Source organism: Rhizobium sp. RHZ01 (assembly GCF_014851595.1).
Taxonomy (GTDB): Bacteria; Pseudomonadota; Alphaproteobacteria; order Rhizobiales; family Rhizobiaceae; genus Rhizobium; species Rhizobium altiplani.
Genome location: NZ_JACUZZ010000034.1, coordinates 1 through 19,346 on the forward strand (window position 1 = coordinate 1; position 19,346 = coordinate 19,346).

Here is a 19,346-nt window from a genome sequence, read left to right on the forward strand (position 1 = left end):
CACGAAGATCATTCGAATAGGGTCGTGTCATGGATGCTGGCCTCCATTCCAGCATCCATGATGAATCACAAATCTGCTGATTTGGGAATCGCGCACCGATTCCGATAAGCAATGATCCGCTCTAGATCGTCTGTCCTGCGAGCAGGCGAGGATTGTCCTTGGCTGTGGTGCCGGCCGCCTGGCCGATGAAGAACGACTTCAGGCCGGGAAGCCGATCGACGATGCCGAGGCCGAAATCGCGGGCGATGCGCAGCGGCGCCAGGTCATTCGAAAAGAGCCGATTGAGTACGTCGGTCGTGACGCCCATACGGAAGGTGTCAAAGCGGCGCCATGCCTGATAGCGCTCGAGAATGTTGATCGAGCCGATATCAAGGCCAAGCCGGTCGGCCTCGACAACGGTTTCGGCAAGGGCTGCGACATCCTTGAAGCCGAGGTTCAGGCCCTGGCCGGAAATCGGATGGATGCCGTGAGCCGCATCGCCGGCGAGCGCCACACGCGGAGCGACGAATGCCCGCGCCAGCGTCAATCCGAGCGGGAAGGCGCGCTTGTCACCGACAGTTCTCAACGTGCCAAGCTTGTGACCGAAGCGGCGCTCCAGTTCCTCTTCAAAGATGAGATCGTCGGACGTGACCAGACGGTTTGCTTCCGGCGTTGGCTCCGTCCAGACGAGCGAAGAGCGGTTTCCTTTCAGCGGCAGGATCGCAAACGGGCCAGACGGAAGGAAATGCTCTTCGGCGCAGCCGTGATGCGGACGCTCATGCTCGACCGTTGTGACAATTCCCGACTGACCATAGTCCCAGGACACGGTCTTGATGCCTGCCAGATCCCTTAAGTGTGAGCGGACGCCGTCGCAGGCGACAACAAGTCGGGCTTCCAACACGCTGCCATCCGAGGCGGTGACGGTTGCGTGCGTATCTTCCACGGAGAGACCGGTTGCGCTGAAGCCGTGGTGAATTTCGATGCCAAGACGCTCGCATGCGCCCCGCAGCGCCCGGACGAGCGTGACATTCGAAATCATGTGCGCGAAGGGCCGTCCATCCTCCACTTCGCCATCGAAGGTTAGGAAAACCGGCCGTACGGGATCTGCGGTTTTCGAATCGGTAACGATCATCTTGGTGATCGGCTGCGCCTCGGGCTCGATCTCATCCCAGATGCCGAAAACCTCGAGCATCCGGGTGGCGGCGGCGATAATCGCCGAGGCACGCATGTCCTTCTGCCAGACGCCCGCAGGTGCTGCCTCGACGACCGCGATATCGAGATGAGGTGCTGCCTGCTTGACCGCTACGGCCGCGGAAAGACCGACATAACCCGCGCCTACAACCAGCATGTCCCGCATGGAGTTCCGTTCCGTTTCTTGTGAATATCGTATTGATCTATATAGATCATCGCTGCCGCACTTCCTACCGTCCGGAGCTATACAAAATGACGCGTGACACCGAAAAACCGACTGCGATGGAGACGCTGCTTTCCACGCTGGACCTTGAACCGATCGAGGTCGACATCTTTCGTGGACGCAGCCCGCAGGTTGGTTGGCAGCGTGTTTTTGGCGGTCAGGTGATCGCGCAGGCGCTGATGGCAGCACAGCGCACGGTGGCGCGCGACCGCATTGTACATTCGCTGCACGCCTATTTCATGCGCCCTGGCGATCCTTCGGTGCCGATCGTCTATCAGGTCGAGCGGATTCGCGATGGGTCGAGTTTCAATACACGCCGCGCCGTCGCCATCCAGCATGGAGAGGCGATATTCGCTCTCTCTGCCTCATTCCAGATCGAGGAGCCCGGCTTCGGCCACCAGATCCTCATGCCGGATGTTCCCGCTCCTGAGAAGCTGCTCGATGAACGGCAGATCGCAGCACAGTTTCTTGCCAACGCGCCGGCACCGATTCGCAAATATTGGGAGCGTGAACGGCCGATCGAGATCCGGCCGATATCGCTGACGCATTATTTCTCGGATGAGAAGCTCGATCCGGTTCAGCATGTCTGGGTGCGGGCGACGGGGCCGGTTCCCGACGATCGCTATTATCAGGCGGCGATCCTGGCTTATCTTTCCGACATGACCCTGCTCGATACATCGCTTTATCCGCATGGAACGTCGATCTTCGATCAGACGATCCAGGTTGCGAGCCTCGATCACTCGATGTGGTTCCATCGGCCAACCAAACTCGACGATTGGCTTCTTTATACGCAGGACAGTCCTTCGGCTTCCGGCGCGAGGGGCCTCACTCGCGGTAGCTTGTTTACGAGGGACGGTACCCTGATTGCGTCGGTGGCGCAGGAGGGGCTGATTCGTAAAAGGGCAAATGAATAAATTGTAGGCACATTTGTTCATTTGGGTATTTTTTGAGCGATTATTGGGCAGTCATTTGCCTGTTTATTAGTGCCGATTTATATAACCATTATATTTCAATGTGTTAGATTCCTCGTGGGAATCTGGCACGCTCCTTGAATGTATATCCCCGGTCGCTGTTCGTGAACGTCAGCGGCAAGGAGAGTCGGCTCCGCGCCGAGGATAACGAAGGATGGGAAACCAGATGAAAATTGTGATGGCCATTATCAAGCCGTTCAAGCTGGACGAGGTGCGCGAAGCCCTCACGGCGATCGGCATCCAGGGCCTGACCGTGACCGAAGTGAAGGGCTACGGGCGCCAGAAGGGGCATACTGAGATTTATCGCGGCACGGAATATGCGGTGAGCTTCCTGCCGAAGCTCAAGATCGAAATCGCGGTTGCTTCCGAACTCGTCGACAAGGCTGTTGAGGCCATCGTGTCATCCGCCAAGACCGGCCAGATCGGCGATGGCAAGATCTTCGTTTATTCGATCGACCATGCCGTGCGCATCCGCACCGGCGAAACCGACACAGAAGCGCTGTAAGAGCGGCAGAGCAAGGGAGCCTCTTTCAATGTCAATCTCGAAATTTTCCTCCACATATGCGCGGCTTGCTGCTGCGCCTGCCGCGCTGCTCGCGCCGGTTGCCGCCTTCGCGCAGGATGCCGCCACGACCGCTGCGCCTGCTGCCGTCGCTGCTGCTCCTGCGATGACGGTCGACAAGGGTGACAATACGTGGATGCTCATCTCCACCGTGCTTGTCCTGCTGATGACAATTCCGGGCCTCGCCCTGTTCTACGGTGGCCTCGTCCGCGCCAAGAACATGCTTTCCGTTCTCATGCAGGTCTTCATGATCACGGCCGTGGTCATGATCATCTGGGTTACCTACGGCTATTCGCTGGCCTTTACGGACGGCGGTTCGCTCAACAGCTTCGTCGGCGGCTTCTCGAAGGCATTCCTTGCAGGCGTCGACACGACCACCCTGTCAGAGACCTTTACGAAGGGCGTTGCAATTCCCGAGCTGACCTTCGTTTGCTTCCAGATGACCTTCGCCTGCATCACGCCAGCCCTGATCGTCGGCGCCTTTGCCGAGCGCATCAAGTTCTCGGCCGTCATGCTGTTCGTGGTTCTGTGGGTCACTTTCGTCTACTTCCCGATGGCACACATGGTCTGGTTCTGGGGTGGCCCAAGCTCCTACACTTCGCCGTCTGGCCTGATCTTCTCCTACGGAGCGCTCGACTTCGCCGGCGGCACGGTCGTCCACATCAATGCCGGTATTGCCGGTCTGATCGGCGCCATCATGCTCGGCAAGCGCACGGGCTATAAGAAGGAAATCATGGCACCGCACTCCATGACCCTCACGATGGTCGGTGCTTCGCTTCTGTGGGTCGGCTGGTTCGGCTTCAATGCCGGATCGAACCTCGAAGCAAATGCCTACGCCTCGCTCGCGATGATCAACACCTTTGTCGCAACGGCTGCTGCCGCTGTGTCCTGGTGCCTCGTTGAAAACTTCACCCGCGGCAAGGCTTCAATGCTCGGTGCAGCTTCGGGCGCTGTCGCTGGTCTCGTTGCCGTTACCCCGGCAGCTGGCTTCGCCGGCCCAATGGGTTCGATCGTTCTCGGCCTCATCGTCTCGCCGGTCTGCTACTTCTTCGTTGACGTCGTGAAGAACAAGTTCAACTACGACGACTCGCTCGATGTCTTCGGTGTTCACTGCATCGGTGGTATCCTCGGCGCCATCGGCACCGGTATCCTGGTCAACCCGGCACTCGGCGGCGCAGGCATTGTCGATTACTCGACGGCCGATTTCGCCGCCGGCTATCCGGGCACGGCGACGCAGGTCTTCGCTCAGCTGAAGGGCGTCCTGACAACGATCGCATGGTCGGGTATCGGTTCCCTGATCCTCTACAAGATCGTTGATGTCGTTATCGGTCTGCGCGTCTCTGTTGAAGCCGAGCGCGAAGGTCTCGACCTTTCGACCCACGGCGAAGCCGCTTACCACGCGTAATCAAGGCATTGCGGCGCTGGCGCAAGCCGGCGCCGCTGAACAGCCCGTCGCGGCCTATTCATCCGAATAGACCGCTCTTGGCCCGGACCTCCATAGGTTCGGGCTTTTTTATTTTCCGCTGCAAGATGTGGGGGCGGCATGGTTAATACCGCTTTAACTGTCCTCTGATTAGGTGGGGCGAAGGTACTGAGCGCAGACGCTTGGCGATTCGAACGCTCTCACGCATTGGACGGGTACACACATGGCAAGAAGCACATCGCCAGCAATGGATGGCCGGCCGGACCGTTTTTCCCTCTCGGGTTTCATGTTCCGGCAGGCGCAGACCCTTTTTGGCTTCGCCATCTTCCTGCTGCTCGCATTGGCGGTCGCAGCGCTCGCGACCTGGAACGTCGCGGACCCGAGCTATTCCTATGCGACCGGGAACCAACCGACGAACATCCTGGGTTATGGCGGCGCCGCGTTCGCCGACATCGCCATGCAATTCTTTGGCCTGGCCAGTGTCGTGGCGCTTCTGCCGGTTGTCGCTTGGGCTCTCGCTCTGATCTCAGGCAGGCGTTTCAGACGCATTCCCGCGCGCGCCGCAGCTTGGGGCTTGGGTTCCGTGCTCTCCTCCGCCGTTATTGGCTGCTTCCCGCCACCACTCACCTGGCCGATCCCGAATGGCATCGGCGGCGTTATTGGCGATATGATCCTGCGGTTTCCTGCCTTGTTCGTCGGGGCCTATCCGACGGGCGCTTTTGCGACCGCCGTCGGTTGCGTGTTCGCTGTCCCGACCGTCTGGATGATGCTGTTTGCTGCCGGCATCGTCGGTCGCAGCGAGGACGATGAAGGGGAGGCCGAGGAAGCCTACGCAAGCACTCGCTCCAAGCTGCGCTCGGTCGGCGACGAAGATGAAGATGACGATGAAGGCGGCTGGCTTGCCTTCGGTGCGCTGACGCACGCCTGGTACATGAGCCAGGCCCGAATGCGCCGGCTGCTCGGCATGGGTCCGCGCAAGCGCCGGCAGGATGATTTCGAGTCGCCGTACGACTTCAACGACGACGAGTTTGGCAAGCTGAACGAACCGGTTCGCGCAAAGGCGCCGGCCGGGCGCGGCGATCGCATGGAGCCATCAATGGAGCCGCGCGCTGCCTCGCAGCGCCGCATTGTTTCTACGCCGTCCATTTCGTTGAACAATGATGACGATGACGACGATCTGCCGTTCGACGACATGCCGCCGCGGCCGGCCGATATCCTGCCTGATGACGATGACTGGATGATTCGCGCGCCGGCCAAGGCGACCGGGCGCGCGGAACCGCGCGTCGTGCAGCCTCCGGCGCGGCCGAAACCTGGTGCGCGTCTCGAACGGGAGCAGCAGGGATCGTTCATTCGTCCCGAGGGCTTCCAGCTTCCGTCGATGCACCTTCTCGCGGAACCGAAGAATGTCGTGCGAGATTCAACACTATCTGCCGACGCGCTGGAACAGAATGCGCGCATGCTCGAGGGCGTGCTCGAGGATTTCGGCGTCAAGGGCGAGATCATCCACGTTCGTCCCGGTCCGGTCGTCACGCTTTACGAACTGGAACCTGCGCCTGGCATCAAGTCGTCTCGCGTCATCGGCCTTGCCGACGATATTGCCCGTTCGATGAGCGCGATCGCTGCCCGCGTCGCCGTCGTGCCGGGTCGCAACGCGATCGGCATCGAACTGCCGAACTCCACGCGCGAAACCGTCTATCTGCGTGAACTCATCGCTTCCCGTGACTTCGAGGGCTCCAAGGCCAAGCTTGCCATGGCGCTCGGCAAGACGATCGGCGGCGAGGCCGTGATTGCTGATCTGGCGAAGATGCCGCACTTGCTGGTTGCCGGTACGACCGGTTCCGGTAAGTCGGTCGCCATCAACACCATGATCCTGTCACTGCTCTACCGCATGACGCCGGAGCAGTGCCGCCTGATCATGATCGATCCGAAGATGCTCGAATTGTCCGTCTACGACGGCATTCCGCACCTTCTCTCGCCTGTTGTGACGGATCCGAAGAAGGCAGTCGTTGCGCTCAAGTGGACCGTCCGCGAGATGGAAGAGCGCTACAAGAAGATGTCGAAGATCGGCGTCCGCAATATCGACGGCTTCAACAGCCGCGTCGAGCAGGCGCTTGCCAAGGGCGAGGTGATCTCGCGCACCGTCCAGACCGGTTTCGACCGCCATACCGGCGAAGCGATGTACGAGACGGAAGAGTTCGACCTGCAGCCCATGCCTTACATCGTCGTCATTATCGACGAGATGGCCGACCTGATGATGGTCGCCGGCAAGGATATCGAAGGTGCTGTGCAGCGCCTGGCGCAGATGGCACGCGCGGCCGGCATCCACGTCATCATGGCGACCCAGCGTCCGTCCGTCGATGTCATCACGGGCACGATCAAGGCAAACTTCCCGACGCGCATTTCCTTCCAGGTGACGTCGAAGATCGACAGCCGCACCATCCTCGGAGAGCAGGGCGCCGAGCAACTCCTCGGCATGGGCGACATGCTCTATATGGCCGGCGGCGGGCGCATTCAGCGCGTCCATGGTCCGTTCGTTGCCGATATGGAAGTGGAGGAGATCGTTTCCTATCTGAAGACTCAAGGCTCGCCGCAATATCTCGACGCCATCACCGCCGATGACGACGAAGACGGCGACTACGGCGGCGGTCCGGCAGGGACGTCCAATCTCTCCGATTCCGACGATCCGTACGACCAGGCTGTCGCCATCGTTCTGCGTGACGGAAAGGCGTCAACGTCGTATATTCAGCGTAGACTTGGCATTGGATACAACCGCGCCGCATCACTGATCGAGCGGATGGAGCAGGAAGGCATCATCGGTCCCGCCAACCATGCTGGAAAGCGCGAGATCCTGGTTCCGACCGAAGACGATATTCTCGACCGTTGAGGTCGACAGCAATCAAAATGATGCCGGGATCACGGAAACCTGATCGCGCTGAAACCGTTAGTTTATGCAGGTCTGCGAACTACGCCATGAAGGCGCCGCGTTTCCGCAGCATTCGAATTGCATAAAGGAGACATAGATGAACAACTCCGATTCCATCTTGGATCGCATCTCGCTGAGCCGGCGCCATCTTCTCGGCTCGCTGGCCGCCGCTGCGGCATCTGCGATTCCGATTGCTGCCTATGCGCAAGCGGCATCCGCTGCTTCAGGTGCCAGCACCGCGCAGGCGATCGCGGATCACTTTTCGAGCGTCGCTACGATGCAGGGCGAATTCGTTCAATTCGGCCCGCGTGGCGAGCAGACCGGCGGAAAGTTCTACATTCAGCGCCCCGGCAAACTGCGCTTCAACTATGACAATCCGTCACCGATCCGTGTCATCGCGGACGGCAAGAACGTTGCTGTTGGAAATATGAAGCTCAAGACGTGGGATCTCTACCCATTGTCGAAGACGCCGCTCAGCCTGCTGCTGGCGCAACGGATCGATCTCTCGGCCGGCTCGGTGAAGAGCGTGAAGCAGGAGTCCGACCTGACGACGATCGCCCTTGGCAACAACACGATCTTCGGTAACTCGACAATTACGATGATGTTCGACCCGAAGACCTACGATCTCCGCCAGTGGACGATTACCGACAACCAAGGCAAGGACACCTCGGTGATGGTGTTCAACGTCAAGACGGGCGTCCAGTTCGACGACAAGGTGTTCAGGGTGCCCTATGAAGTGATCCCGGGAACGGCCGCTTACCGAGATTGATTTCAGCTGTTTTATGAGAAGAACGCCTCGCGATCTCGCGGGGCGTTTTTCTTTGCGCGTATCCGTTCCATCGGCAAAGCCTTTGCTCTAAAGCCAGTTCGTCCGGTTTTGAAAGGCAAAGATGGAATGAGCTTCTCGGTTACGACGTGGAATATCAACTCTCTGCGGCTGCGCATGCCGATCGTCGAGCAATTCGTCCTCAAACATAAGCCGGACATCCTTTGCTTCCAGGAAACGAAGGTTCCGAACGACTTGTTTCCTGCCTCGCCGTTGCGCGCGATTGGCTACGAACACATCATCATCCACGGCCAGAAGGGCTATCATGGCGTTGCGATTGCATCGCGCGTTCCATTGGTCGAGGACCACCGGCAGGACTATTGCAACGTCGGTGACGCGCGGCACATCTCGGCCATCTTCGAGCGCGGTAGCCGGCGCATTCGCCTGCATAACTTCTACGTGCCGGCCGGAGGCGACGAACCGGATCGGGAGATCAATCCGAAGTTCGGCCACAAGCTCGATTTCATCGAGGAAATGAAGCAGCTCAAGGCAAATGGCGAGGCGAATACATCCTCAATCCTTGTCGGCGACCTCAACATCGCTCCGCTTGAGCAGGACGTCTGGTCCCACAAGCAGTTGCTGAAGATCGTCAGCCACACGCCCGTGGAGACGGAAGGCCTTCTCCAGGTGATGCAGCGCGGCGCCTGGCTCGACCTTATGCGGCAGCACGTGCCTGAGAACGAAAAGCTCTATACCTGGTGGAGCTATCGCGCCAAGGACTGGGAAGCGGCCGATCGCGGCCGCCGCCTTGACCACATCTGGAGCTCAAAGGATCTTGGGCCACACCTGCAGCGCATCGACATCCTGAAGGAAGCGCGCGGCTGGGAGCGGCCGTCCGACCACGTGCCTGTCACGGCGCACTTCAATCTCTGATCTGTCAGACAAAGCGGTGAAGCTGGGCCGCGGCTCTGGCCGCAAGCTCGGCAATATTGTCGCGGATACGGCTCTCGATCAACCGGGCTGCATCCGGATACTCCTCGATCAACCGATGGAAGAGTGAGCGCGTGATGCGGATGATGCTCGTGTCTTCCGTTGCAACGGCCGTAAACTTGCGCTCGACCAAGGTGATCAGGGCAAGTTCGGATAGAAGCGTGCCGGGTCCGACGGTGTTCTGGATCTCGGGCTGACCGTCGCGACCGGTGCGGCTGAGTTCGACATTGCCGCTGAGGATCACATAGGCGCTTTCTGCCGGCGAGCCCTCGCGGAAGAGCATCTGGCCGGCCGACATGACGCGGCGATCCGCACCAAAGGCGATCAGACGCAGCTGATCCTCGGACATGCCGTGGAACAGCGGCAGCTGCGACAGTAGCCTGATGTCGTCGTTTAGGGCCATGCTACGGTATGATCTTGTAGCCGCCGTTTTCCGTTACCAGAATCTCGGCGTTGGAGGGATCGCGTTCGATCTTCTGGCGGAGACGGTAAACGTGGGTTTCCAGGGTGTGTGTCGTCACCCCCGAATTGTAACCCCACACCTCTTCCAGCAGCACGTCACGGGTGACGACCTTTTGCTCCGCGCGATAGAGGTAGCGAATGATCGCGGCTTCCTTTTCGGTCAGACGGATCTTCTGCCCGCTGTCCATCGTCAGGAGCTTCTGGCTCGGCTTGAAGACATAGGGGCCGACATTGAAGGTGGCGTCCTCGCTCTGCTCGTGCTGCCGGAGCTGCACGCGGATGCGGGCAAGCAGGACGGCAAAGCGGAAGGGCTTCGCGATGTAGTCGTTAGCGCCAGCCTCCAAGCCCAGGATCGTATCCGAGTCCGTGTCATGGCCGGTCAGCATGATGATCGGGGCTTTCAAGCCGCCCTTGCGCAGCAGCTTCACGGCTTCGCGGCCGTCCATGTCAGGCAGGCCCACATCCATGATCAACAGGTCGATCGGCGTTGATCGCGCGCGCTCGACACCCTTGGCCGCTGTCGTTTCCTGGAGGACCGTGAATTCGTCATAGAGCGAAAGCTGCTCCGTGAGTGTCTCGCGGAGGTCGTCATCATCATCCACCAAGAGAATGGTGCGTGCGGTCATGCGGCTCTTTCCCTCGCCTACGGTCCCTCACTCCTACGCCAATTTTCCGGCATTGGCAAAGATCGGGCGACCGAGCTGTTGTCGTATACGATGCTATGTGATTTCAATCACAATCCTAGCAATCGCAAACACATGTGAGAAAAATGGAGAAAACAAGGCGTCCGACGCGGATAAAGTCGACGACCCTCCTCGTTCGTCCTGCGCCCGGCAAAAAAAGCAGGGCTTTGATCCAGTTCGGCGCCCTCAGGGTGCCTGCAGCGATCGGTCGTTCAGGCCGAACGGTTCTCAAGCGCGAGGGAGATGGCGCCACCCCAATCGCCTCGATGAAGCTGCTTTCCGGCTTCCGCCGTGGCGACCGGCCCACACATCTGCAGACGCCGCTTGCAATTCGCCGCATCCGTGAGGATATGCTCTGGTGCGACCAGCCGGACGACGCCAATTACAATCGCCCGGTCCGGGCGCCCTTCGGCCGCAGCCATGAGGAGATGAAGCGCAAGGACGGCCTCTACGACATCTGCCTCGTGCTCGACTGGAACGTCACGGCTCGGGCGCGCAATCGGGGCTCCGCGATTTTCTTCCATCTGATCGGGCCGGGTTACGAGCCGACCGCCGGCTGCGTCGCCGTTCATCCGCGCGATATGCAGCGTCTTCTGCCCTTCATGCGCAGAGGCAATGTCGTTCGTGTTCTTTGACGCTCGGGGGTGATAAACCAGTCCCGCTTACCTATATGCCCTTTCGACCGGCGCACGGCTGAAATGCGCGCAGGGAAATCCGCAAGAAGCGGATTCAATCATGCCCCGTCCAATTCTTCAAAATTTCGGAGACATATTGTGGCACAGCAACCCATCATCACTTTCCATGACGGACATTCCATTCCCCAGGTCGGTCTCGGCGTGTGGCAGACGCCCCAGGAGATTGCGGCACCGACGGTGCGCACGGCCATTGCCGCCGGCTATCGCCACATCGACACGGCGTCCGGCTACGACAACGAGGAAGGCGTCGGCGAGGGCATCCGCTCGTCCGGCCTCGATCGCAAGGACATTTTCGTCACCACCAAGCTCCGCAACACCGACCAGGGCTACGACGCGACCATGCGCGCCTTCGAAGGCAGCCTGAGGAAGCTCGGTACTGATTATGTCGATCTCTACCTCATCCACTGGCCGTCGCCGCAGCGTGGGCTCTATCGCGAAACCTGGAAGGCCTTCGTGAAGATCCGGGAAGAGGGCCGCGCTCGTTCGATCGGCGTTTCCAACTTCTATCCCGACCATCTCGAACAGATCATCGGCGATACAGGTGTCGTCCCTGTCATCAACCAGATCGAGCTGCATCCGGATTTCCAGCAGCGGGCGGCGCAGGAAGCGCACAAGAAGCTGAACATTGCCACCGAATCCTGGAGCCCGCTCGGTCAGGGCAAGTTGATCGCCGATGCGACGATTGGCGAGATCGCCAGGAAGCACGGAAAGACACCCGCGCAGGTCATCATCCGTTGGCACATCGACAGCGGTCTCGTCGTCATTCCGAAGTCGGTGACGCCGTCGCGCATTGAGGAGAATTTCAAGGTCTTCGATTTCAAGCTGGATGCAGCCGACATGGCGGCGATTGCCAAGCTTGACGACAAGAGCGCCCGCATGGGGCCGGATCCGTACACGGCCAATTTCTGATCTGAACTTTGCGCTCCCTCCTCTTTATGCGGGGAGGAGGGAGACGCAGTTTTCACTCAGGCGAGCGAACGCGGCGTGACGAACCGCTCCAGCGTGCCGCTCTTTGGCTTTAGCCCTTTCCAGCGATCCACATCGAACTCGATGACGGCAAGTGCGGCTGTCGGGAATTTCTCCCTGATGCCAACACATGCCTCCGGGTCGCCTGCACCGATCAGGCCATCCGCAAGATCCTGAAAACCGGGATTGTGTCCGATCAGCATGAGGGTCCGGACCGATGGATCGATCGACTGCACGACGGCAGCGATCTTCGCCGCAGAGGCTTCGTACAAGTCCTCCGAATCCTGCTTTGCGATCGAGGGCGGCAGCTTTTTGGCGACGAGTTTCCAGGTCTGCTGCGTGCGGCGCGCGGACGATACAAGCACGAGATCGGGAATAAGCTTTTCACGCGCGAGGTAGCGGCCCATCAATGGCGCTGTCTTTTCTCCACGGCCGGCCAGCGGGCGGTCGTGGTCGGCCACGTCCTCCGGCCATGCGGATTTGGCGTGACGAAGAAGAAGCAGGCGTCGTTTGGTGGAGGGATTTGCGGCGCTCATATGCTCACCTGAAAGGAGCCAGGGGGTCGAACGCGGCGATTGTCGCACCGAATACGTCCGGTGTCTGCTGAGATAGCCTCCCCCTCGTTTCCGAAGGGGAGGCCCTTATGCTTAGTTCCACTCGCGGATATCGACGAAGTGGCCGGCGATCGCCGCTGCGGCGGCCATCGCTGGAGACACCAGGTGCGTACGACCCTTGAAGCCCTGGCGGCCTTCGAAGTTGCGGTTCGAGGTCGAGGCGCAACGTTCGCCGGGCTTCAGGCGGTCGTCGTTCATGGCGAGGCACATGGAGCAGCCGGGCTCGCGCCAGTCAAAGCCGGCCGCCTTGAAGATCTTGTCGAGGCCTTCCTTCTCCGCTTGCTCCTTCACGAGGCCGGAGCCCGGAACGATCATGGCGTTGACGGTCGAGGCAACGGTCTTGCCCTCGACGACCTTGGCAACAGCGCGCAGGTCTTCGATGCGGCCGTTCGTGCAGGAGCCGATGAAGACGCGGTCGATGTTGATCTCGGTGATCGGGGTGCCGGGCTTCAGGCCCATGTAATCAAGCGCACGCCACTTGGAAGCGCGCTTCGTCTCTTCGGGGATTTCATCAGGGTTCGGAACGACGCCCTGAACGGAAATGACGTCCTCCGGCGAAGAGCCCCAGGATACGATTGGCGGCAGTTCGGCGGCGTTGAGCTTCACGACGCGGTCGAAATGCGCGCCTTCGTCCGACTTCAGGGTCTTCCAGTAAGCGATTGCCTGTTCCAGCGCCTCGCCCTTCGGCGCGCGCGGCTTGCCCTTGATGTACTCGAAGGTGGTCTCATCGGGCGCGATCAGGCCGGCGCGGGCGCCGCCTTCGATCGACATGTTGCAGATCGTCATGCGGCCTTCCATCGACAGCGCGCGAATGGCTTCGCCGGCGTATTCGATGACGTAGCCGGTGCCGCCGGCGGTGCCGATTTCACCGATGATGGCGAGAACGATATCCTTGGCGGTGACGCCAGCCGGCAGTACGCCGTCGACCTGCACCAGCATGTTCTTCGCCTTCTTCTGGATCAGCGTCTGGGTGGCGAGCACGTGCTCGACCTCAGACGTGCCGATGCCATGGGCGAGCGAGCCGAAGGCGCCATGCGTCGAGGTGTGGCTGTCGCCGCAGACAATCGTCATGCCGGGCAGGGTGAAGCCCTGTTCCGGTCCGATGATGTGGACGATGCCCTGGCGCTTGTCGTTTTCCGAGTAGTACTCGACATTGAATTCGGCGGCGTTGATGGCGAGTTGCTCGACCTGGATACGGCTCTCTTCGTTCTTGATGCCGAGATGGCGATCAGGTGACGTCGGGACGTTGTGGTCGACCACAGCCAGCGTCTTTTCCGGCGCGCGAACCTTGCGGCCAGTCATGCGCAGGCCTTCGAAGGCCTGCGGCGAGGTGACTTCGTGGACCAGGTGGCGGTCGATGTAGAGAAGACAGGTGCCGTCGTCCTGCTGATCGACCAGGTGGTCGTCCCAGATCTTGTCGTAAAGGGTACGCGGTGCGCTCATGGCGGTAGGTCCGTTCTTGGATGCGTATGGAAAAATGGAGTTGGTGGCGGTGAGGCCCGCCGGGCCGTCATTCGATCAACGAAGTCGGCTGTTGAGTGCACCGGAAACGGCCGCAAAGAAACGTGCCGGCAGGCGGTAGTGATCCTGCAGCACGAAAATATGCGCCCCAATGCAACTGAACTTGGATTCCATGCGCTGTCACATACCAATTTTTCGCGACGGCGGCAATTCGAATCATTCGGCCGCTAGCGCCGGTCTTTCCCGCGCATCCGTTTCTCCACCTGCCTCAGGGCAAGCGACAAACCGATCGTCAGGATGAGGTAGATATAGGTGACGATCGAATAGGTTTCAAAGAAGCGAAAGGAGCCGGAGGCATAGATCTTGCCCATCTGCGTGATGTCGGAGACACCGAGCACCGACACCAGCGACGAGTCCTTGACCATCGCTACGAAATCGTTCGACAGGGGCGGGAAGATCACCTTGATCGCCTGCGGAAAGACGACGAAGCGGAAGCGGTGATAGCGCGACAGGCCGAGCGCCTTGGCCGCCTCGATCTGGCCGTGGTCGACGGACTGAATGCCGGCGCGGAAGACTTCGGCGATGAAAGAGGAGTAGCCGATCATAAGGGCGATGATCGCTCGCCACATCAGCGAGAAGTCGCGCACCATCACTGGTTCGCTAAAGCCTGCCTGGATCAGCGGACTGGTCAGGAAGTTGTAGGCGGCGACGATGCCGGGGGCGCCGACGAAGGCGACATAGAAGAGCAGCACCAGCATCGGCACGCCGCGGATCACCTCGATGTAACAACGCGAGATCTGGCGGAGCGCGATACTGTCGGACAATCCGAGCAACGCGACGCCGAGGCCGAGAAGGGTCGCCAGCGCAAAGCCCACCAGCGTCACGAAGATGGTAACGCCGACGCCATTGAAGACGGTGCGGAAGACCTGCGCATAGATGTCGTTGGCGATGATGACGACGGCAAGGACGATTCCGATCGCGACAAGGGCGACCAGCCACCAGGGGTAGTCGCCCTTCACATGCCCGCCAGGGGCTGGCTGCGGAGCCATCACGCGTTAACCGAAGACGGGATCATTCGCCCATCTTGTAGTCGAGGAACCACTTCTTGTTCAGCGCGTCGAAGGTGCCGTCGGCCTTCAGGCTTGCGATTGCGGCATTGACCGCGGCGACGAGATCGGAGCCCTTCGGGAAGATGAAACCGAAATCCTCCGTGCCGAGCGGGCCGCCAATGACCTTCAGGCCGCCGTTCGAGGCGTCGACATAGCCCTTGGCAGCGACGCTGTCGGTCAGCACCACGTCGACGTCGCCGGCCTTGAGCGCCTGGACGGTGGCGCCGAAGGTTTCGAAGAGCTTGACGCGCGGGTTTTGCTCGTTGCCGTCAAGGATTTCGTAGACGGCGGTGTAGAAAGGCGACGTGCCCGGCTGCGCGCCGACGAGGCCTTCATTGAAGGCGCCGAAGGTCTTTGCGTCGGTGAAGCGGCTTTCATCGCCGCGCACCAGCATGAACTGCTGCGAACGCATGTAGGGATCGGAAAAATCGACCTTGGCCTTGCGATCATCCTTGATGGTGATACCGGTCATGCCGATGTTGTACTGGTTGTCGGAGACCGCTTGGATCATCGCGTCCCAGCTGGTGTTCTGGTACTCGACCTTGAAATTCAGCCGCTTGGCGATCTCGTTCATCGCATCATATTCCCAGCCGATCGCCTTGCCCGACTTCGGATCGACGAACTGTAACGGCGGATAGGCGTTCTCGGTGACGACGACGACCGACTTGCCCTTGAGGTCGGGAAGGTCGGCGGCGAAGGCGGCCAGCGGCGACAGGACGAGGGCGGTCAGTCCTGCAAGGACAGTGCGACGGAACGGCATTAAATATCTCCCCGAAATATAGCTCGCGAAACCTGTCATAGTTGCGAAGCGGATGGCAAGAGAATTGCCGTATGTCGCCGTTCAAAATCAGAAAAGGCGGTCCAAAGACCGCCCTTCCATGCGAAGATTTTTGCGGGACAGATCGCAAATGTCGTCAGCGAGACGCGATACCATCCAGTTTCTCAATGGCTCCGGTGGGCAAGGTGATATCGGCGACCGCGAGGTTCTCCCTGAGGTGGAGACGTGACGAGGTGCCGGGTATGAGCAAGATATTCGGCGCGCGCTGCAGAAGCCACGCAAGAGCAACCTGCATCGGTGTTGCGTCAAGCTCCGCAGCGACATCCGACAGCGTGGACGATTGCAATGGCGAGAAGCCCCCGAGCGGAAAGAAAGGCACATAGGCTGTTCCTTCCGTCGCGAGCTGGTCGATCAGCGGATCATCCCCGCGATGCACAAGATTGTACTGGTTTTGAACGCAAACGATTTCGGTGATCTTTCTGCCATCCGCGACTTGCTTGGTGGTGACGTTGGAGAGGCCAACGTGTCTGACAAGGCCCTGGCGCTGAAGATCGGCGAGGACGGTGAGGGGTTCTTCCAGAGATCCCTCCGCCGGGCCATGGACATCAAATATGGCTCGCAGATTGACCACATCGATCACCTCGAGGCCCAGATTCTTGAGGTTGTCGTGAATTGCCCGCGTCAGCGCTTCTTTCGAGAAGGCCGGGTTCCACGACGCGTCTGGCCCACGCGTTGCTCCGATCTTCGTGACGATCACAAGATTATCCCGATAAGGATGCAGCGCCTCCCTGATGATCTGGTTGGTGATGTGCGGGCCGTAGAAGTCGCTGGTGTCGATGTGGTTGACGCCGCTTTCGACTGCTTCGCGCAACACAGCGATTGCCTCGGCGCGATCCTTCGGGGGTCCGAAGACGCCCTTGCCAGCAAGTTGCATGGCCCCGTAGCCAAGCCGCGCCACCGTGCTGTCGCCGAGTGTGAATGTGCCCGATTTTTCGAGATTGGACATGATCTGCTCCGTTTAAAGACAGGGCAGAAATAGGTCAGACCGGCTCTTGCGATAACGGCATGCATTCCGCACGGGCTGTTTGGAATTTCGGACAATGGCGCTGGGCGCGGCTGACGCGATCCGACCTGCCAGTGGCGCGCTAGCGAGCAACAAAAAAGGCGACCCGAAGGTCGCCTTCCCACAATCTCGAAGGATTGAAACTTATTCTGCTGCCGGTTCAGCCGCTGCGGCAGCTTCTGCTGCTGCCTTGGCTTCTGCAGCTTCCTGTGCTGCCTTTTCGGCTGCGAGCGCCTGAGCTGCTGCAACCTTTTCGGCTTCCAGGCGCGCCTTTTCCTCGGCAACTGCCTGACGCTCGGCGTCGTTGAGCTTGCGAGCGCGGGTGCCGGTGTTCTCGACGATACGAGCCGACTTGCCGCGACGATCGCGCAGGTAGTAGAGCTTCGCGCGACGGACCTTACCACGGCGAACGACTTCTACGCTTTCGATAGCAGGGGAGCAGACCGGGAATACGCGCTCGACGCCTTCGCCGTAGGAGATTTTGCGAACCGTGAAGTTCTCCTGCAGGCCGCCGCCGGAGCGAGCGATGCAAACGCCTTCGTAGGCCTGTACGCGGGTACGGTTGCCTTCCTTGACGCGGACGTTGACGCGAACGGTGTCGCCCGGGGAGAATTCCGGAAGCGTGCGCTGGGCTTCGATCTTGGCGACCTGTTCGGCCTCAAGCTGCTGAATGATATTCATGACTCAACCTCTTTGTTGGTTCAACAGCCAGAGCGCTCTGAACGATCTATCCTTGGTCGAGCCGCAGATATTTGCCGGTGAGGGCAGGAGCGAATTCGTCTGTTTTTCTTTACGTGGTTGATGGGAGTTTTCCCATTCCGGGCGTGCGCATACCGTATTGCGCAGGCTTTGTCACCCCTTTGGCCCGGAAATTTCGCAGCGCCGACCGCAAAACTGGGCTTTTGCCAGTGCTGCACGATATCAAGCCTGTGACTCGTTTGATTAAATATTTGTCAAATGCACAACAGGGGAGCAGCATCGCCGGCGAGCCAGGCTCGTTTGCGGCTCTTGCCGCGGTTGCCGCGACATGGATCCCCTACTTTGCGGCTCTCTACCTGAATTTCTGCGATTTCTCGCGCTATACGAAGGACACCAAGACCTTGCGCAAGGGCAATCTCTGGGGCCTGCCGATCAACCTGCTCGCCTTCTGCCTCGTCGCGGGTGTCACAACGACGGCGGCATTCACCGTCTACGGCGAAGTACTGCTGCATCCGGAGGCGATCTCCGCGAAGTTCGACAACTGGTTCTTGGCATTGCTTGCGGCGCTGACCTTCGCCGTTGCAACGCTCGGCATCAACGTGGTCGCCAACTTCGTCTCGCCGGCCTTCGATTTCTCGAATGTCTTCCCCCGCCAGATCAGCTTTAAGCGGGGCGGTTGGATTGCCGCCCTGATTGCGTTGGTGCTCTATCCGTTCGCGCCGTGGGAAACGGGTGCCGCGCACTTCGTCAACTTCATCGGTTCGACGATGGGCCCGATCTTCGGGATCATGATGGTCGACTACTATCTGATCCGGAAGGGTGAGCTGAACGTCGCGGATCTTTATCAGGAGTATGGCGAGTTCCGCTTCCAGAATGGCTGGCACACGAATGCCTTCATCGCCTTCGTGGTCGGCTCGCTATTCTCATCGATCCTGCCGACGTTCACGTCGATCTTGCCGGAATGGTGGGGGACCTATGGCTGGTTCTTCGGCGTCGGCATCGGCGGTGATGTCTACTACGCATTGCGCGCGAGCGCACGCGGCTCTGCGGTGGGCGCTACCAACTGACACCCAAAACTCGAATGCCCGGCATCGGCCGGGCATTTTTTATTCTTCCAGCAGATCCGGGCGTCGTTCCCGGGTCAGCTGCAACGCCTGCTCGCGGCGCCATTTCTCGATCGCGCCGTGATTGCCCGATGTGAGGATCGGCGGAATCTCGCGGCCCTCCCATTCCCTGGGACGGGTGTAGTGCGGATGCTCCAGCAGGCCGCCTTCGAAGCTCTCATGCAGTCCGGAAAGATCATTGCCCATGACGCCAGGCAGGATGCGGACGATCGCATCCAGTATGGTGAGTGCAGCCGGTTCGCCGCCCGACAGCACGTAGTCGCCGATCGAGACCTCTTCCAGCTCGCGCGCATCGATAACGCGCTGATCGACACCTTCAAAGCGACCGCAAACGATGATGACGCCATCGCCGGAAGCAAGCTCGCGTACGCGTTCCTGCGTCAGCGGTTTTCCGCGCGGGCTCATCAGCAGCCGGGGGCGGCTGTCGTTCTCGGAGGCGCTGTCGATGGCGCGGGCGAGAACGTCGGGCTTGAGCACCATGCCGGCGCCGCCGCCAGCGGGCGTATCATCGACGGTGCGGTGTTTGTCGGTGGCAAAGTCGCGGATCTGCAGGGTATCGAGCGACCATTGGCCACGCTCCATCGCCTTCCCGGCGAGGGAGTAGCCGAGATGGCCCGGAAACATTTCCGGATAGAGGGTCAGCACGGTCGCGCGAAACGCCATC

19 protein-coding genes are annotated in these 19,346 nt (G+C 60.1%); 9 read left to right on the forward strand and 10 right to left on the reverse strand.

The window, feature by feature from the left end; translation table 11 throughout:
• Positions 1-121: 121 nt before the first annotated feature.
• On the reverse strand, positions 122-1,369 hold the full coding sequence (locus IB248_RS26695; protein WP_348648626.1) for a ubiquinone biosynthesis hydroxylase: 1,248 nt from the start codon (positions 1,367-1,369) through the stop codon (positions 122-124).
• A 53-nt stretch (positions 1,370-1,422) separates the two neighbouring features.
• Here IB248_RS26695 and tesB point away from each other — a divergent pair, with 53 nt between their 5' ends.
• From tesB to IB248_RS26725, 6 genes are all read left to right on the forward strand, one after another.
• Complete coding sequence (gene tesB / locus IB248_RS26700) at positions 1,423-2,307, forward strand: acyl-CoA thioesterase II (protein ID WP_018855841.1); 885 nt, start codon at positions 1,423-1,425, stop codon at positions 2,305-2,307.
• 211 nt (positions 2,308-2,518) lie between these two features.
• On the forward strand, positions 2,519-2,869 hold the full coding sequence (locus tag IB248_RS26705) for a P-II family nitrogen regulator (RefSeq protein ID WP_018855840.1): 351 nt from the start codon (positions 2,519-2,521) through the stop codon (positions 2,867-2,869).
• A gap of 28 nt (positions 2,870-2,897) precedes the next feature.
• The gene (locus IB248_RS26710; RefSeq protein WP_192241916.1) at positions 2,898-4,331 is read left to right on the forward strand and encodes an ammonium transporter; all 1,434 of its coding nucleotides are present in this window, start codon (positions 2,898-2,900) and stop codon (positions 4,329-4,331) included.
• A gap of 241 nt (positions 4,332-4,572) precedes the next feature.
• Positions 4,573-7,233 carry a DNA translocase FtsK gene (locus IB248_RS26715; protein WP_192241917.1) on the forward strand — a complete coding sequence of 887 codons (2,661 nt, stop codon included), beginning with the start codon at positions 4,573-4,575 and terminating at the stop codon, positions 7,231-7,233.
• A gap of 136 nt (positions 7,234-7,369) precedes the next feature.
• Complete coding sequence (locus IB248_RS26720; protein WP_025658123.1) at positions 7,370-8,041, forward strand: outer membrane lipoprotein carrier protein LolA; 672 nt, start codon at positions 7,370-7,372, stop codon at positions 8,039-8,041.
• 126 nt (positions 8,042-8,167) lie between these two features.
• On the forward strand, positions 8,168-8,971 hold the full coding sequence (locus IB248_RS26725; RefSeq protein WP_192241918.1) for an exodeoxyribonuclease III: 804 nt from the start codon (positions 8,168-8,170) through the stop codon (positions 8,969-8,971).
• A gap of 4 nt (positions 8,972-8,975) precedes the next feature.
• On the opposite strand, the gene IB248_RS26730 is transcribed toward IB248_RS26725, so the two are convergent.
• Both IB248_RS26730 and IB248_RS26735 read right to left on the reverse strand, forming a co-directional pair.
• Entirely contained in the window at positions 8,976-9,431 is a 456-nt protein-coding gene (locus tag IB248_RS26730; protein ID WP_112655454.1) for a cyclic nucleotide-binding domain-containing protein, read from the reverse strand.
• A gap of 1 nt (position 9,432) precedes the next feature.
• Positions 9,433-10,116, reverse strand: a complete 684-nt coding sequence (locus IB248_RS26735) for a response regulator transcription factor (protein WP_018855834.1) — start codon at positions 10,114-10,116, stop codon at positions 9,433-9,435.
• A 170-nt stretch (positions 10,117-10,286) separates the two neighbouring features.
• Here IB248_RS26735 and IB248_RS26740 point away from each other — a divergent pair, with 170 nt between their 5' ends.
• Complete coding sequence (locus IB248_RS26740) at positions 10,287-10,808, forward strand: L,D-transpeptidase family protein (protein WP_192241934.1); 522 nt, start codon at positions 10,287-10,289, stop codon at positions 10,806-10,808.
• Between the two features lie 138 nt (positions 10,809-10,946).
• Positions 10,947-11,777 (forward strand): aldo/keto reductase, encoded by an 831-nt coding sequence (locus IB248_RS26745; protein WP_169683148.1) that lies wholly within the window; start codon positions 10,947-10,949, stop codon positions 11,775-11,777.
• Positions 11,778-11,833: 56 nt separating this feature from the next.
• Here IB248_RS26745 and IB248_RS26750 read toward each other — a convergent pair whose 3' ends face one another.
• From IB248_RS26750 to rplS, 6 genes are all read right to left on the reverse strand, one after another.
• Positions 11,834-12,370 (reverse strand): histidine phosphatase family protein, encoded by a 537-nt coding sequence (locus IB248_RS26750; protein WP_018855832.1) that lies wholly within the window; start codon positions 12,368-12,370, stop codon positions 11,834-11,836.
• Between the two features lie 111 nt (positions 12,371-12,481).
• Positions 12,482-13,891 carry a 3-isopropylmalate dehydratase large subunit gene (leuC, locus tag IB248_RS26755; protein ID WP_018855831.1) on the reverse strand — a complete coding sequence of 470 codons (1,410 nt, stop codon included), beginning with the start codon at positions 13,889-13,891 and terminating at the stop codon, positions 12,482-12,484.
• Positions 13,892-14,136: 245 nt separating this feature from the next.
• Positions 14,137-14,958 (reverse strand): amino acid ABC transporter permease, encoded by an 822-nt coding sequence (locus IB248_RS26760; protein WP_192241919.1) that lies wholly within the window; start codon positions 14,956-14,958, stop codon positions 14,137-14,139.
• Positions 14,959-14,980: 22 nt separating this feature from the next.
• Positions 14,981-15,778 (reverse strand): transporter substrate-binding domain-containing protein, encoded by a 798-nt coding sequence (locus IB248_RS26765; protein ID WP_018855828.1) that lies wholly within the window; start codon positions 15,776-15,778, stop codon positions 14,981-14,983.
• A gap of 154 nt (positions 15,779-15,932) precedes the next feature.
• Positions 15,933-16,802, reverse strand: coding sequence for an aldo/keto reductase family oxidoreductase (locus IB248_RS26770; protein ID WP_169683145.1), 870 nt, complete (start codon positions 16,800-16,802; stop codon positions 15,933-15,935).
• Between the two features lie 201 nt (positions 16,803-17,003).
• Positions 17,004-17,540 (reverse strand): 50S ribosomal protein L19, encoded by a 537-nt coding sequence (rplS, locus tag IB248_RS26775; RefSeq protein ID WP_018855826.1) that lies wholly within the window; start codon positions 17,538-17,540, stop codon positions 17,004-17,006.
• Positions 17,541-17,767: 227 nt separating this feature from the next.
• Here rplS and IB248_RS26780 point away from each other — a divergent pair, with 227 nt between their 5' ends.
• Entirely contained in the window at positions 17,768-18,625 is an 858-nt protein-coding gene (locus IB248_RS26780) for a cytosine permease (RefSeq protein ID WP_348648625.1), read from the forward strand.
• Between the two features lie 39 nt (positions 18,626-18,664).
• Here IB248_RS26780 and trmD read toward each other — a convergent pair whose 3' ends face one another.
• The gene (gene trmD, locus IB248_RS26785; protein ID WP_192241921.1) at positions 18,665-19,345 is read right to left on the reverse strand and encodes a tRNA (guanosine(37)-N1)-methyltransferase TrmD; all 681 of its coding nucleotides are present in this window, start codon (positions 19,343-19,345) and stop codon (positions 18,665-18,667) included.
• Position 19,346 lies beyond the last annotated feature (1 nt).

Excerpts from the sequence above, each read along its gene's own strand:
- IB248_RS26715 (WP_192241917.1), top strand. The coding sequence starts at position 4,573 with ATGGCAAGAAGCACATCGCCAGCAATGGATGGCCGGCCGGACCGTTTT.
- IB248_RS26710 (WP_192241916.1), top strand. The coding sequence starts at position 2,898 with ATGTCAATCTCGAAATTTTCCTCCACATATGCGCGGCTTGCTGCTGCG.
- IB248_RS26720 (WP_025658123.1), top strand. The coding sequence starts at position 7,370 with ATGAACAACTCCGATTCCATCTTGGATCGCATCTCGCTGAGCCGGCGC.
- rplS (WP_018855826.1), bottom strand. The coding sequence starts at position 17,540 with ATGAATATCATTCAGCAGCTTGAGGCCGAACAGGTCGCCAAGATCGAA.
- IB248_RS26750 (WP_018855832.1), bottom strand. The coding sequence starts at position 12,370 with ATGAGCGCCGCAAATCCCTCCACCAAACGACGCCTGCTTCTTCTTCGT.
- IB248_RS26765 (WP_018855828.1), bottom strand. The coding sequence starts at position 15,778 with ATGCCGTTCCGTCGCACTGTCCTTGCAGGACTGACCGCCCTCGTCCTG.
- IB248_RS26725 (WP_192241918.1), top strand. The coding sequence starts at position 8,168 with ATGAGCTTCTCGGTTACGACGTGGAATATCAACTCTCTGCGGCTGCGC.
- IB248_RS26735 (WP_018855834.1), bottom strand. The coding sequence starts at position 10,116 with ATGACCGCACGCACCATTCTCTTGGTGGATGATGATGACGACCTCCGC.
- tesB (WP_018855841.1), top strand. The coding sequence starts at position 1,423 with ATGACGCGTGACACCGAAAAACCGACTGCGATGGAGACGCTGCTTTCC.
- leuC (WP_018855831.1), bottom strand. The coding sequence starts at position 13,891 with ATGAGCGCACCGCGTACCCTTTACGACAAGATCTGGGACGACCACCTG.
- IB248_RS26705 (WP_018855840.1), top strand. The coding sequence starts at position 2,519 with ATGGGAAACCAGATGAAAATTGTGATGGCCATTATCAAGCCGTTCAAG.
- IB248_RS26770 (WP_169683145.1), bottom strand. The coding sequence starts at position 16,802 with ATGTCCAATCTCGAAAAATCGGGCACATTCACACTCGGCGACAGCACG.
- IB248_RS26730 (WP_112655454.1), bottom strand. The coding sequence starts at position 9,431 with ATGGCCCTAAACGACGACATCAGGCTACTGTCGCAGCTGCCGCTGTTC.
- trmD (WP_192241921.1), bottom strand. The coding sequence starts at position 19,345 with ATGGCGTTTCGCGCGACCGTGCTGACCCTCTATCCGGAAATGTTTCCG.
- IB248_RS26760 (WP_192241919.1), bottom strand. The coding sequence starts at position 14,958 with ATGGCTCCGCAGCCAGCCCCTGGCGGGCATGTGAAGGGCGACTACCCC.